At 35.9% G+C, this 13,283-nt stretch carries 16 protein-coding genes; 4 read left to right on the forward strand and 12 right to left on the reverse strand.

The features are described from left to right. Nucleotides 1-888 (forward strand): D-alanyl-D-alanine carboxypeptidase (locus tag CY0110_RS17610; RefSeq protein WP_008276864.1); only part of this gene is annotated, 888 nt, incomplete at its 5' end. A 114-nt stretch (nt 889-1,002) separates the two neighbouring features. Continuing rightward, entirely contained in the window at nt 1,003-1,542 is a 540-nt protein-coding gene (locus CY0110_RS17615; RefSeq protein ID WP_008276865.1) for a transcriptional repressor, read from the forward strand. A gap of 239 nt (nt 1,543-1,781) precedes the next feature. Here CY0110_RS17615 and CY0110_RS17620 read toward each other — a convergent pair whose 3' ends face one another. After that, complete coding sequence (locus tag CY0110_RS17620) at nt 1,782-2,222, reverse strand: SufE family protein (RefSeq protein ID WP_008276866.1); 441 nt, start codon at nt 2,220-2,222, stop codon at nt 1,782-1,784. Nucleotides 2,223-2,396: 174 nt separating this feature from the next. Between CY0110_RS17620 and CY0110_RS17625 the strand changes: the two genes are divergently transcribed. Together CY0110_RS17625 and CY0110_RS17630 are read left to right on the forward strand one after the other, a co-directional pair. Further along, complete coding sequence (locus CY0110_RS17625) at nt 2,397-3,371, forward strand: DNA adenine methylase (RefSeq protein WP_008276867.1); 975 nt, start codon at nt 2,397-2,399, stop codon at nt 3,369-3,371. Between the two features lie 62 nt (nt 3,372-3,433). Then, entirely contained in the window at nt 3,434-3,667 is a 234-nt protein-coding gene (locus CY0110_RS17630) for a DpnII family type II restriction endonuclease (RefSeq protein ID WP_008276868.1), read from the forward strand. A gap of 10 nt (nt 3,668-3,677) precedes the next feature. Here CY0110_RS17630 and CY0110_RS17635 read toward each other — a convergent pair whose 3' ends face one another. From CY0110_RS17635 to CY0110_RS17680, 11 genes are all read right to left on the reverse strand, one after another. Then, on the reverse strand, nt 3,678-4,013 hold the full coding sequence (locus CY0110_RS17635) for a DUF4164 family protein (RefSeq protein WP_008276869.1): 336 nt from the start codon (nt 4,011-4,013) through the stop codon (nt 3,678-3,680). Nucleotides 4,014-4,053: 40 nt separating this feature from the next. Next, complete coding sequence (locus CY0110_RS30455; protein ID WP_008276870.1) at nt 4,054-4,197, reverse strand: hypothetical protein; 144 nt, start codon at nt 4,195-4,197, stop codon at nt 4,054-4,056. A 42-nt stretch (nt 4,198-4,239) separates the two neighbouring features. Further along, on the reverse strand, nt 4,240-4,539 hold the full coding sequence (locus CY0110_RS30460; RefSeq protein ID WP_008276871.1) for a hypothetical protein: 300 nt from the start codon (nt 4,537-4,539) through the stop codon (nt 4,240-4,242). A gap of 95 nt (nt 4,540-4,634) precedes the next feature. Then, entirely contained in the window at nt 4,635-5,819 is a 1,185-nt protein-coding gene (locus CY0110_RS17645) for an NAD(P)H-quinone oxidoreductase subunit H (RefSeq protein WP_008276872.1), read from the reverse strand. 188 nt (nt 5,820-6,007) lie between these two features. Continuing rightward, nucleotides 6,008-7,522: a circadian clock protein KaiC gene (gene kaiC, locus CY0110_RS17650; RefSeq protein ID WP_008276873.1), complete on the reverse strand. Its 1,515-nt coding sequence runs from the start codon at nt 7,520-7,522 to the stop codon at nt 6,008-6,010. An 83-nt stretch (nt 7,523-7,605) separates the two neighbouring features. Next, a complete protein-coding gene (locus CY0110_RS17655) occupies nt 7,606-7,890 on the reverse strand; it encodes a circadian clock KaiB family protein (protein ID WP_008276874.1) in 285 nt (94 codons plus the stop codon). Between the two features lie 5 nt (nt 7,891-7,895). After that, nucleotides 7,896-8,780: a response regulator gene (locus tag CY0110_RS17660; RefSeq protein WP_008276875.1), complete on the reverse strand. Its 885-nt coding sequence runs from the start codon at nt 8,778-8,780 to the stop codon at nt 7,896-7,898. A 165-nt stretch (nt 8,781-8,945) separates the two neighbouring features. After that, entirely contained in the window at nt 8,946-9,572 is a 627-nt protein-coding gene (locus CY0110_RS17665) for a pseudouridine synthase (RefSeq protein WP_008276876.1), read from the reverse strand. A gap of 165 nt (nt 9,573-9,737) precedes the next feature. Further along, complete coding sequence (locus CY0110_RS17670) at nt 9,738-10,529, reverse strand: vWA domain-containing protein (protein ID WP_232285749.1); 792 nt, start codon at nt 10,527-10,529, stop codon at nt 9,738-9,740. A gap of 162 nt (nt 10,530-10,691) precedes the next feature. Next, nucleotides 10,692-12,623 (reverse strand): putative bifunctional diguanylate cyclase/phosphodiesterase, encoded by a 1,932-nt coding sequence (locus CY0110_RS17675; protein ID WP_008276878.1) that lies wholly within the window; start codon nt 12,621-12,623, stop codon nt 10,692-10,694. A gap of 96 nt (nt 12,624-12,719) precedes the next feature. Beyond that, a complete protein-coding gene (locus tag CY0110_RS17680) occupies nt 12,720-13,265 on the reverse strand; it encodes a Rab family GTPase (protein ID WP_008276879.1) in 546 nt (181 codons plus the stop codon). Nucleotides 13,266-13,283 lie beyond the last annotated feature (18 nt).

The following is a 13,283-nucleotide window of genomic DNA, read 5'->3' on the forward strand; positions in this document are numbered from 1 at the left end:
ATGCGCTTAACCCGTTCTTGGCTCCCAACTTTAGCCATTGTTGCTACGACATCCTTAACCGGAATTAATCCTAGTTTCGGTAATAACTTAAAACCCCTTTTAAATAATCCTGAGCCGGCTCCCGTTTCAAGCGAAGCCATTGAAATTTTTGTTCCACCCCCAGAAAATAATACGTCTGGAAGTTGCTCCGCTTTAATTAAACCCGTTATTGATAACATCATCAGTCCTTATCAAAAACACTGGGGAATTTTAGTGGAAAAATTAGACGATGGGACGGTTTTATACAGCCACAATGCAGATAGACATTTTATCCCTGCGTCTAATAATAAAATCTTTACCACAGCCGCTGCGCTGCAATTAAAAACCCCTCAATCTAAAATTGGCTCAAAATCCCTACAATCTTGGGTTAATGTGACTAATGTTAGAAGTAACAACTATTATGCTGATACCCTCTTACGTCATATTGGGGGACAACAAGCTGCTCAAAGTGCTTTAGGTAAGTTAGGAGTGCCTCCTAATGCTTTTCGTCAAGTGGATGGTTCGGGGTTATCCCGTCGCAATGTGGCCACTCCTCGCTCTTTGGTGACAACCCTGCGATCGATGTATTATACTCCGAACAGAGATATATTTTACAGTTCTCTACCAGTTGCCGGAGTAACAGGGACTCTTCGCAACCGTATGAAGGGAACACCTGCACAAGGAACGGTATCTGCAAAAACTGGCACATTACGAGGCGTAAGAGCTTTATCTGGTTACATGAAACACCCTAATTTTGGTATGGTAGTTTTTAGTATCTTAGTGAATAATCCCAGTGTGTCTGGTTCTTCTATGATCTCTTCTATTGATAAAATTGTGCTGCAATTGAGTAGCACTCGTCCTTGTGACTAATGAACTGTGGGGAAATCAGTTGCTAATTATTGTCAATAAGCAAGAATTGTTGCAAATAGCTCTTAAGAAAGACTATCATATTTAATTAATAGAATTAGTATAGAGCAATTTGTTATGTCTTCCTATACAGCCAATTCCCTAAAAGCTGAATTGAATGCCAGAGGTTGGCGTTTAACTCCACAAAGGGAAAAAATACTGCACGTCTTCCAGAACCTCCCAAGAGGAAACCATTTAAGTGCTGAGGAGTTGTTTGAACTACTAGAGGAACGAGGAGAAACGATTAGTTTATCTACGATTTATCGTAGTGTTAAATTGATGTCTCGTATGGGAATTTTACGAGAGTTAGAATTAGCAGAGGGACACAAACATTATGAATTAAATCATCCTCATCCTAACCATCATCATCACATGGTTTGTATTCAGTGTAATAAAACCACCGAATTTAAAAATGATTCTATCTTAAAACATAGTTTAAAACAGTGTGATAAAGAGGGTTATCAATTGATAGATTGTCAATTAACAGTAATGACTATTTGTCCTGAGGCTATTCGCATGGGTTGGCCTTCTTCTCTTCCTAGTAATTGGATTTGTACTCGCGCTATTTCTGATGAACACAATCATGAATTTAGTGATAGTGAAGGTGAATCAGAATAACCTTTTTTCTAGACAATAATATTTCTGATTAGAGTTAATAAAAAAGCAAATTGATGGACTCGATAAACAAAAGAAAACAGATAAAAGAAAAATACAGAATTCTTTTTAAGACTTTATCAGAAATATTATTTCGTCATGATCCAATGGGAATTAATTTTCAAAAGAAAAGTATCAATCTGTAGCAAGGGATGTTTGGAAGATGTGGCAAAGATTAAAAAAAACTTGTGAGTCATAATGAATCAAGTTGATGTTCCCAATTGAAAAGCTAAAGCTTTCTTTTTCATCATCTGAAATATATTATAAAAGCCATTGGCACGGGATGGGGTTAAGCTAACGTTAAGTCCAGTTTCTTCAATAAAATCTGGGGTAACTTCTATGATTTCATTAGGCGTTAACCCATTTAATCCTTCAATTAATAAGGCTACTAATCCTTTAACTAATTGAGCATCTGAGTCTCCTTTATACCAGATTTTACCATCTTGAAAGTCTGCGGTGATATAAACCTGAGAAACACATCCTTTCACCTTATTTTCTTCTACTTTACTCTCTTCTGGCATAGCTTCTAATTTTTTAGCATACCAGAGTAATTGTTCATAGCGTTTTTTGGGATCGGAACGTCTCTTAAACTTTTCAACAATACGAGCTAAGTTAGGGGGTAAGGAGGTTTCTGGAGATGACATAGATAAAAAGTAAAAATTAGAAATAGACCTAGATTAAATCTGACCTATATATTAGCAAATTTTTTTATTTAATATCAAGGGATTACCAGTCAGTTATTAATTGTAAGTTTTTATTTATTGACTATTTTAGTATCATAGTATAAATTTAGAGAAATTTTCGTTATTGATTTATTAATGGTTAATAAAATCAACTATCAGCAAACTAAACAATTATCTCTTTTGTTAAATCCAGATCATCAAAAGTTAATTAAACCTTCTCCGGTGCTAAAATGGGCCGGAGGAAAAACTCAATTATTGCCAGAAATCAAAAAACAATATCCTCAAAAACTTCAACAAGGTAAAATCACCACCTATATAGAACCTTTTTTTGGAGGAGGTGCAGTATTTTTTGATATTTATTATAATTTTAAAGTTGAAAAGGCTTATCTTTTTGATAAAAATCCAGAGTTAATTATTCTTTATAAGGTAATTCAAAATAATGTAGAAAATCTTATTAAAGAATTATCAATTTTAGAAACGCAATATCTTGACTTAGACACTGAAAAAAGAAAAAAATTTTATTATCACGTGAGAGAAGATTATAATAGGTTTGACAAAAAAACAAATCCTAATGATTATAAAAAAGAGTGGATAAAAAGAGCATCTTACACAGTGTTTTTAAATAAGACTTGTTTTAATGGGTTATATAGAGTTAATAGTAAGGGATATTTTAATGTGCCAGTGGGTCGTTATAAAAAGCCAAAAATACTAAATAAAAGTAATTTACTTGCTGTTAACAAAGCCTTTGAAATTGCTGAAATTAAACACACCGATTTTGCAGAAGTTCTTAATTATGCTGATGAATTTACCTTTATTTATTATGATCCTCCCTATCGTCCCATTAGTGAAACTGCCAATTTTAATGCTTATAGTTCCTTAGAATTTAATGATGATGAACAAAAAAGATTAAGGGATATCTTTGTGAAAGCATCTAATCAGGGTGTATTACAAATGTTGAGTAATTCAGATCCGACTAATTATATTGATGATCTTTTTTTTGATGAATTATATCAAGACTTTAATATTAGTCGTATTTTAGCATCAAGGATGATTAATTCGAGAAGTAATAATCGGGGTAAAATAAGAGAAATCTTAGTTACTAATTATTAAAATTGTGAAATATAGTTCTATTTTCTCTGATATTATTAGTTGTTATAACTCTGATCAAGTATTTGATTATTTTATCAATAATCTCCAATCATCCATTTTTAAATGAGATTATTTTATTAATTGGGAAAAAGTTAATTGTAATTATTCGAGATACAAATGTAAAAGGTTGGTTAACAGCTAAAAAACCACTATATGATGCGTTTAATACAATTGATTATATTCTTAATCTTAATATGGTTCAATTAGGAATTTTAGAAGCATTAATTGTAGAAAAAAATATAATAACGGATGTCTAGAATTAGAAAGTTAAGGATTACCAATGAACCCAAACATTTTGGCTAAACCTCCTAATAAAGCAACAATTAAACCAATGATAACCCCACGGTTAATAAACTCTTGGTAATCTAATCGTTTGGTTAAACCTTCCACTTTTTCTTCTAGTTTTGCTTGTCCTACTTTTAGATCAGTCACATCTTTTTGGAGAGTATCTAATTTTTGATTAACATCTCTTTGGTTACTCTCTAACTTGGATTCCAACTTTTCAAATCGTTGAGTAGAAGCTTCTTCCATTCTATCGAGTTTATCATCGATCTTTGTGAGGATATCTTCTAAAGAGTATTTAACTGTTACTGGTTCATTCATGGTTTAAACTTCTATCGATTAATACTATTAATGATAGCATTTATGGATTGCCAATCAACCTGAGCATTTTAGCTAAACCTCCTAATAAAGCAACAAGCAATCCTAATAAAGCAACAAGCAATCCTAATAAAGCAACAAGCAATCCTAATAAAGCAACAAGCAATCCTAATAAAGCAACAAGCAAACCGATAAGTACACCTCGATTAATAAACTCTTGATAATCTAATCATTTGGTTAAACCTTCCACTTTTTCTTCTAATTTTGCTTGTCCTACTTTTAGATCAGTAACATCTTTTTGCAGAGTATCTAATTTTTGATTAACATCTCTCTGGAAACCATCTAATTTCTGATTAACATCTGTTTGAAGAGTATCTAATTTCTGATCAAAGTCTCTTTGGTTACCCTCTAACTTAGATTCTAACTTTTCAAATCGTTGAGTAGAAGTTTCTTCAATTCTATCGAGTTTACCATCGATCTTTTTGAGGATATCTTCTAAAGAGTATTTAACTGTCACTGGTTCATTCATGGTTTAAACTATTCATAGTATTTCTTTTATTATATGGTCAAAAAAAGAGGGTAAAAAACCCTCTCAAACAATCAATAATTATGGATAGAAAACCCTTAACGGTCAACAGAACCCATAATAATATCAATGCTACCCAAAATTGCCATAATATCAGCAACCTTAACCCCTTTAAGGAGATGGGGCAGAATTTGTAAATTATTAAAGTCTGGAGCGCGAATTTTCCAACGCCAGGGGAAGACATCATTATTACCCACAATAAAGATCCCTAATTCGCCTTTTCCACTTTCCATGCGAACATAATGTTCTCCTTCCGGAATTTTAAAAGTAGGAGCGACTTTTTTGGCAATATATTGATATTCAAAATCATTCCATTCAGACTTTTTCCCTTCCATCATGCGTTTGGCTTCGAGGTTTTCAAACGGACCCCCTGGAATGCCTTTTAACGCCTGACGAATAATTTTAACCGATTCGCGCATTTCCCGAATACGAACGAGATAACGGGCAAAACAATCTCCTGCAGTTTCCCATTGTACTTCCCAATCGAAGTCATCATAACATTCATAATGGTCTACTTTCCGTAAGTCCCATTTAACCCCAGAACCCCGTAACATTGGGCCAGAGAGTCCCCAGTTAATGGCTTCTTCGCGGGTAATGGTTCCTACCCCTTCAACACGACGGCGAAAAATGGGGTTATTGGTGATTAACTTCTCATATTCATCTACTTTGGGGTCAAACGCATCACAGAAGTCTTCACATTTATCGATCCAACCGTATGGTAAATCTACCGCTACCCCACCAACACGGAAGTAGTTATTATTAATTAAACGCATTCCGGAGGCAGCTTCCCAGAGATCATAGATCATTTCCCGTTCACGGAAGATGTAGAAAAAGGGAGTTTGTGCGCCAACGTCAGCTAAAAAGGGGCCTAACCACAGTAAATGGTTAGCAATACGGTTGAGTTCCAACATAATCACCCGAATATATTGGGCCCGTTTGGGAACTTCAATATCCGCTAGTTGTTCAGGGGCGTTAACAGTAATCGCTTCATTGAACATTCCGGCCGCATAATCCCAACGACTCACATAGGGAACGTACATGATATTGGTGCGATTTTCCGCAATTTTCTCCATCCCTCGATGAAGATACCCGATCACAGGTTCACAGTCGACTACGTCTTCTCCGTCTAACGTGACGATCAAACGCAATACCCCGTGCATTGAGGGATGATGAGGCCCCATGTTCAAGACCATGGGTTCGGTTCTAGTTTCTATTTTTGACATAGGGTGGTCACTTACACTTAACCGTCATCTTTACTATTTAGGATAACGCCTTTTGAGAAAGGAAACAGGGAAAATTCAGGAAGTTAGAAGTTCCTCACTCCGTTCCGGCGCTATCGCACAGAAGTCAGAAGTTATATCTAGTTTGGGGTGTAGGGTGTAGGTTTAAACCCTTTTTATAGCCTACTTACTTACTCTTCAAATAAATTACTTAATCTATCTACTTCACTTTGCGCTGTGTACATGGGTGAACCGGATAAAATACCAGTGACATTGCGAAAGGGTTTACCGATGTGCATTCCTTTGTTATCGATCGCAAATTCTCGAATATCTTTATCGTGCATTGAACCGCGCATTTTTAAGACAGTGATACCCCGACGCATTTCCCCATACATTTCGACGTAACGCAATAGAATAATAGAATCGGTAATGGTAGAAATATGTGCTTCTGTAATGGATGATCCGCCCAATAAAGTTGGTGTCGTCGAGGTAAATAAACCGCCGATTTCTTGCTGTTTAATGAAAGAGGTTAAACCAATAATAAATTCTCGAAATCCTTTTAGGGTAGAAACCCGTTCTAAGGCTGATAAACTATCTACCGCCACCCGATTCGGTTTAAAGGTTTCGATAGTTTCCTTCATATTGATCAAGTGATTTTCTAATCCTGTGGTTTCTGGATAACGACACACCACTTTCAACTTACCTTGCTTTTCCATTTCTTCAAAATCTACACCCCAACCCGTGGCATTGCGAAATAGTTGTTCCCTGCTTTCTTCAAAGGCAAAAATTAAACACCGTTCGTCATTAACCACCCCACCAGCCATAAATTCCGTCACCATTAAGGTTTTTCCTGTTCCGGTTGCCCCAGACACTAAGATAATGGAATCTCGGAAAAATCCGCCCCCACACATTCTATCTAGTTCGTGACTGCCAGAGGTAATGCGAATGTTAGAAGATTTTTGTTCTAATACAATAGCAGATAAAGGAATAATCACCACTCCACGACCTGGAACTATGGTAAAAGGATATTCTCCTTTTTGGTGATCGGTTCCGCGATATTTCAAAATTTCAATGGTACGACGACGCTTTTCATCCGCTAAGACGTTGCGTAAAATGACGACATTATCGGCTACAAATTCTTCTACCCCAAACCGACTAATATCCCCATATTCTTGGGTTCTTTCGGCCGTCATAATGGCAGTTACCCCCAATTCTCGTAAGGCCGAAGCTAACCGAAACAGATCGCTTCTCACTTGCGCGCTATCGCTTAAATGACTAAAAATTGCCCCTAAAGAGTCCATCGACACCCGTTGGGCGTTATACTTACGGATAGCGAATTCGATACGGGCAATCAATGCACCGAGATCGTAGTCTCCTGTGACCATTATGGGTTCTCCAGGTTGGGGAGACGCATCGACAAACGCCCATTTTCGTTCCAGTTCCCATTGAGCAATATTCCAGCCAAACCCTCGCATATTCCGTCGTAAGGCTTTGGGAGGTTCTTCAAAGGTAACAAAAACACCATTTTCCCCTCGTTTAATTCCTTCGGCTAAAAACTGACAAGCAAAAACCGTTTTGGAACTTCCGGCAGTTCCAGCGACTAATGTGGCTCGTCCTTTGGGAAGTCCACCTTCAGACAAAAAATCAAACCCTGGAATGGCGGTTTCTAATTTCTCAATATAGTCTAGTTCGTTCTCTTGAGTCATCCGTATTTTTTTTAGGGAATATGAGGGTTAATTGTTCATTGTTTATTTTGCCTGTTTCTTTCCATCTTGCCAAGAAATCTGGGTTAATTTTTATCTTGGGAAACTAAATCTAACCCTAAGAGAACTTTTTGAGTGTTAGACATATCTCCGATAATACGTTGTAAGGGTGGAGGTAACTGTTTGATGAGGGTAGGAGTAACTAAAATTTTTTCTTGTTCAGCTTGTTGAGGTTGTTCAAGGACATCGATAATTTCTACGGTATATTGGTCTTGTAATTCCTCGTGACAGATACGAAACAGATTGGCGATCGCTCTTCGAGAGTTTGCTGTATTCCCTGTAATATATAGCTTCAGTCGATATTTATTCATACAATTTACGGATAATCTTTTCTGGCCGATAAGTTAATATTACTCAGTCCGATATAATATTTACGATAAAATGAAGCTAAATAGCCCATTAATTCTAAAATCATGAGTCTTCCTTCAGCAACATAAGCTTGCGCTTTAGCCACAGAAACATCTTGACTTTTTTCTTTTAAAACTTTGGTGTGAATTTCAATGGCATCTCTAGGACTTGCTTTTAAAAACCCTAATTTATCTCCTAAGGTTCGTAGTTGTTCAGAAATATTATAGTTTACTTTAAACATTCGTTGTTCTAAAGATAAATCTAATAATTTACCATAGGCTTCTGTTAATTCTTCAAAGATATCTGGTAAGCTTTCTTTGAGAGGATAAGCTCCGAACAGTCTAGCTGTGACACTGGTTTCACGACTCGATTTAATAAGATCATCTAAATCGGCAAACTCTTGTGCTTGGCGTATTTCTTCTTGGCGTTTATTAATTTTAGCACGGTATTTTTGTCGTTCAATACTCAAGCGAATTTCATGAATTAAGAGATTACTATCAATGCTTTTTATTTCTAAATAACCATCAGCACCTAATTGGAAAGACTCCACAACCGTTCCCTCCCGTTGTCCATCCATTTCCACAATAATAGGAATATTAGCTACTTTTTCTCTTAGCTTAATTAAGGTGTCTAATCCTTTACTATCTGGTAAATCTAAGTCAAGTAAAATTACATCAAACTTGTGAGCTTCTAAGGATTTTAAACTATCACTTAAAGTTCTAGTGGAAGTAATAGGAAAAGTTAAACCTTTGGCTAGAGAACTAGGTTTGCTTTGAGATAATAAATCTTGTAATAACTCAATATTCTCTAATTTATCTTCTATTAATAAAACATGACAAGTATCCTTGGGCATTGGTTAGGATAAGCTCAACTTTTCATTTAAGTGTTTATGCTGAATAGATGCTTACATCATAAACGGTATTTTCTTTACCGTATAGGGTATTTTTCCCCATTCTATGGGTTTTGAATTATATTGTTATAAAAATGTTTCATAGCTAACACTTCTCTAAGGCATTAATTAAATATGAGTCCAATCCTTAAAAATTATTAGCTCAGAGGGGGTTAATTCGCGCCATTGGCCTGGTTTCAACCCTTCTAAGGTTAAATTTATAATTTTCCCTTTTCTTTGTACCCCTATGGCGATTCTAATCAATCTTAGGGTAGGATAACCCACAGCAGCCGTCATTCGTCTAACTTGTCGGTTGCGCCCTTCGGTTAAAGTCATCTCTAGCCAAGCAGTAGGAACGGTTTTGCGATAACGGATCGGAGGATCACGAGGAGGAACTGATGGGGGACTATCTAGCAGTTTAACCTTCGCTGGTCGTGTTTTGTAATCTTTAATCCTAACACCCTGACGTAATTGATTTAACGCCACTTGATCGGGGATGCGTTCAACTTGCACTAAATAGGTACGAGGATGAGCAAATTGACGATGGGATAAACGATGTTTTAATTGGGCATTATTGGTTAAAAAAAGTAACCCTTCACTATCCTTATCCAGTCTCCCCACAGAATAAACATCGGGGACTTTAATATAATCTTTAAGAGTGGGTCGAGGGTTTTCTAGATTGCTATTATCGGTAAATTGACATAAAACATTGTAAGGTTTATTAAATAAAAGATAATGTCTATTCTTTTTAGCCATTTTCTAGCTTGATGTTAATAACGACTTAAAATTATACAAACTATTAGAGTAGGCATTGCCTACTCTAGATTGCTTTAACCAAGCATAAGATATTTACGTAGGGAACAACTATCAATTTAAAGCACCTGTTTTTGAGTCATTATTAAATCATGTTTTAAACATTCCTTATTTAGCTTTGTTATTTTTTGTCAATACCTTTTGAGTCATCTTCTTTGCTCCAAACAAGCTTAAAACACCAAGCATAGTTAATGAGTTAGGTTCTGGAACTGATGGTGTTTGTTCAGGAGGATTTTCAGGAGCATTCTCAATAATTTCTTGAACCTTGGTGTTAATAAAGTTATCAAAGAAAGGACCTGGATTATTACGGAAATCCAAAATATTAAAAGCTGCTCCGCTAAAATCATTAGCTAAAACACCGTAACGGGAGTCAGTATTACCGACTCCAGGAACACCAATGAAATTGAATAGAGCGTTACTAGCAGTTAAAGATGCAATAGCATTATTAAATTCTGTCAGATCACTATCGTCATCTTCATCCGTAACTAAGATAACATTTCTAACCGAATTGGAGCGAAAATTAGCATTAGCTAATCCGACATTAATCGCTTCACTTCCTTGCTCAAAACCACCACCAGTAGAAATAGTCATAAAAGGACTACCAGAAGCATTGAAGGTAGAAAAAGGAACAATATCTTGTGTTAAAGTTTCACCGCTACCAAATTCAACTAAACCGTAGTAAGCATCAATGCCGTTCATCATCATTACATCGTTGAATTGCCCAATTCTGGTTTGTACCTCAGCAATATCACCTGCCATACTACCAGAAGTATCTACCAACCACAAAATATCTGCAGAAATTTGAGCATTAGCTTCTGGTACTAAACAAACCATTAAAGCGATTCCTGAACCAATAGTGAGACTACTTTTCCTTAGGTTACAGGAAACTGGTCGGGTCAAAATTTTACTAAGGTGCATACCAAGCTTTGTGTGTATATATACTTAAATGTTTACAAATCTACATATAACTTTATCTAGTATCAGCTTGTCAAGGTGTCGACATATCATGTAATGTTGGTTGAATTAAGAAGAAGATTACTAATTCGTCCTAGTTTTTTGACATTATTGATCGATTATTGTATTTTGCTTTTCTAAAAGACGACTAATGGTTTGGCTATCTAAAGGCGGAAACAAGCCATAACCTTGACCGTAACTACACTTTAAAGCTTTTAATTTATCCCGTTGTACATTAGTTTCTACCCCTTCGGCTACCACTTTCATATTTAAAGTGACAGCTAAATTAACAATCGCTTTAATCATTTCACATTTATCGTTTTCTCCCACTAATCTTTTGATAAAAGAACGGTCAATTTTTAAAATATTAAAAGAAAAACAATCTAAATAACTCAAAGAAGAATATCCAGTACCAAAATCATCTAAACAAAGTTCGATCTTCCTCTGTTTAATCTCATCAAGAATATCAAGAACTGTTGGACTTTGTTCCATAACGAAACTTTCGGTAATTTCTAATTTTAATGATTTTTCTCTTAACCCTGTTTCTGCTAGAATTTTATCTAAGACTTCAATAAAATCTGGTTTAGTTAAATGTTTACTAGAGAGATTAACACTCATGGTCAAAGGTTGAATGTTGGGGAATTGTTGTTGCCAAAGACCTAATTGAGTGCAAGCATGGCGCAATACCCACTTATCAATTTTTAAGATCGCTTCTGTTTCTTCAGCAATGGGAATAAAATCAGTCGGTGCAATTAAACCTTTTTCTTGATGTTGCCAACGAACGAGGGCTTCAAACCCATCAATGCGATCGCTTTCTAAGGAAATAATGGGTTGATAATAAACAATAAATTCTTCACGTTCAATGGCCTTTTGTAACTCATTGGCCACTTGTAAACGTTTAACAACATGAGTATGCATTGAGGGTTGAAATACTTCTGACGTTCCGGGTCCTTTAGCTTTGGCTCGATACATGGCCGTATCTGCATCCCGCAGTAGTTCAGCCACTTGATCAGGGTTATTATAAACGGGTTTTTCCCCTCCGAAAACGATCCCAATACTAACACTGATAAAAATTTCCTCGCTTTGCAACAAAATAGGTTCTTTGAGGATATTATGAATGCGATCAGCAATGGCTATTGCCTCATCAATATTGCTTAAATTCTCCAACAAAATGACGAATTCATCGCCTCCTAATCGGGATAAGGTATCTTCGGCCCGCAAACATTGACTAAACCGATGACTGAGGACAATTAAAAGCTGATCTCCTGTCAAATGTCCTAAACTATCATTGATTAGCTTAAATCGATCTAAATCTAGGAAAAGAACAGCAAAGCGTCTATTATCGTCTCGTTGACACCGTTTCAACCCTTGTTCAAGTCGATCCATTAAGAGGGTTCGATTGGGTAGTCCCGTTAAATTATCGTGTAGGGCATCGTGACGCAGTTGTTCTTTAATTTGTTTATGTTCAGTGATTTCTGTAGTGAGTCCATCAATACGAATCGGGTTTTCTTGGTTATCTTTAATCAAACGGCTACGAACTCTAATCCAATGGATTGTTTGATTTGGCCAAAGGATACGATATTCAATATCTTGTATTCCTGTTTTATAAAGGAGTTGTTGCGACTCTTTAACTCGTTGTTGATCGTCTGGATAGATAATTTCTGTCCATAAATTTAAGTTATCTAGAAAGTCTGTAATGGGACGACCATAAACTGTCTCGGTTGCATGATTAAGATAAAGAATTTGGTTAGTTTGGGGAACAATTGACCACACCACATCATCAATCGAGCCAAGAATACTGTGAAGTCGTTTTTGACTAAGCCGTAAGGCTTGCTCATTCATCCTCAGTTCTTCGTCCAACTTTTGACAGTTATGGATATCTTCTGATAGCTCAATATTAGTATGGGTTAATTGATCTAAGTGAATGGTCAGTTGTTGTAAATGTTTTTTGGCCTGATCAAGTTTTTTAGCGTGTTCAGCAATTAATGTTTCGACAGAAACTAAATGGGAATTGATCGATATCGAGTTTTCTTGTGCCATATAGATAGATAAATGGGAATAAAAAATAACACATTGTTTGAGTTAAGGAACAAAAATTAGGGAATGTAGGCTATTTTAATTATATTTTTAAATATGTCAACAATTTTCTTGTCTTTTTTCCATTATATTCTCAGCTAATTGGTGAAACATGATTTCAACATTTTTTCCTGTTTTCGCAGAGGTATGATAGATCGGAATAGTTAGAAACTGGTTATAAAATTGATGTTGTTTAAGTAAAAGGTCTGGCGAATGTTCTTCAACAAGATCAATTTTATTCATAACAATGCTGAGGATAAGCCCTTTGGGATTAATTGAACGGGCTAACTCAATATGATAGGGTATATTCGCGATGGTATTTTGACGAGTGCAATCAGCAACTATGATCACCCCTTGAGCAGCTTTTAAATAACTGGGAGAAATCTCTTGGAATTTTGTTTTTCCTTCAATATCCCAGATTAATAACTGTACTGTTTGGGGATCTTGCTTTTCAGTAGAGGATGATGCGATAACTGATTTTCGAGAAATGCTTACTCCAATAGTAGATAAATATTCTTCACTAAATTGATGTTCTACAAAACGACGAATTAAGCTAGTTTTTCCTACCCCAAAATCACCAATCAGACATATTTTTTTAGTAATCATAGACCATTGAATCTTGAA

The organism is Crocosphaera chwakensis CCY0110 (genome assembly GCF_000169335.1).
GTDB classification, from domain to species: Bacteria; Cyanobacteriota; Cyanobacteriia; order Cyanobacteriales; family Microcystaceae; genus Crocosphaera; species Crocosphaera chwakensis.

Coding starts and splice junctions, on each gene's coding strand:
- CY0110_RS17615 (WP_008276865.1), top strand. CDS start 1,003: ATGTCTTCCTATACAGCCAATTCCCTAAAAGCTGAATTGAATGCCAGA.
- CY0110_RS17620 (WP_008276866.1), bottom strand. CDS start 2,222: ATGTCATCTCCAGAAACCTCCTTACCCCCTAACTTAGCTCGTATTGTT.
- CY0110_RS17625 (WP_008276867.1), top strand. CDS start 2,397: ATGGTTAATAAAATCAACTATCAGCAAACTAAACAATTATCTCTTTTG.
- CY0110_RS17635 (WP_008276869.1), bottom strand. CDS start 4,013: ATGAATGAACCAGTAACAGTTAAATACTCTTTAGAAGATATCCTCACA.
- CY0110_RS30460 (WP_008276871.1), bottom strand. CDS start 4,539: ATGAATGAACCAGTGACAGTTAAATACTCTTTAGAAGATATCCTCAAA.
- CY0110_RS17645 (WP_008276872.1), bottom strand. CDS start 5,819: ATGTCAAAAATAGAAACTAGAACCGAACCCATGGTCTTGAACATGGGG.
- kaiC (WP_008276873.1), bottom strand. CDS start 7,522: ATGACTCAAGAGAACGAACTAGACTATATTGAGAAATTAGAAACCGCC.
- CY0110_RS17655 (WP_008276874.1), bottom strand. CDS start 7,890: ATGAATAAATATCGACTGAAGCTATATATTACAGGGAATACAGCAAAC.
- CY0110_RS17660 (WP_008276875.1), bottom strand. CDS start 8,780: ATGCCCAAGGATACTTGTCATGTTTTATTAATAGAAGATAAATTAGAG.
- CY0110_RS17665 (WP_008276876.1), bottom strand. CDS start 9,572: ATGGCTAAAAAGAATAGACATTATCTTTTATTTAATAAACCTTACAAT.
- CY0110_RS17675 (WP_008276878.1), bottom strand. CDS start 12,623: ATGGCACAAGAAAACTCGATATCGATCAATTCCCATTTAGTTTCTGTC.
- CY0110_RS17680 (WP_008276879.1), bottom strand. CDS start 13,265: ATGATTACTAAAAAAATATGTCTGATTGGTGATTTTGGGGTAGGAAAA.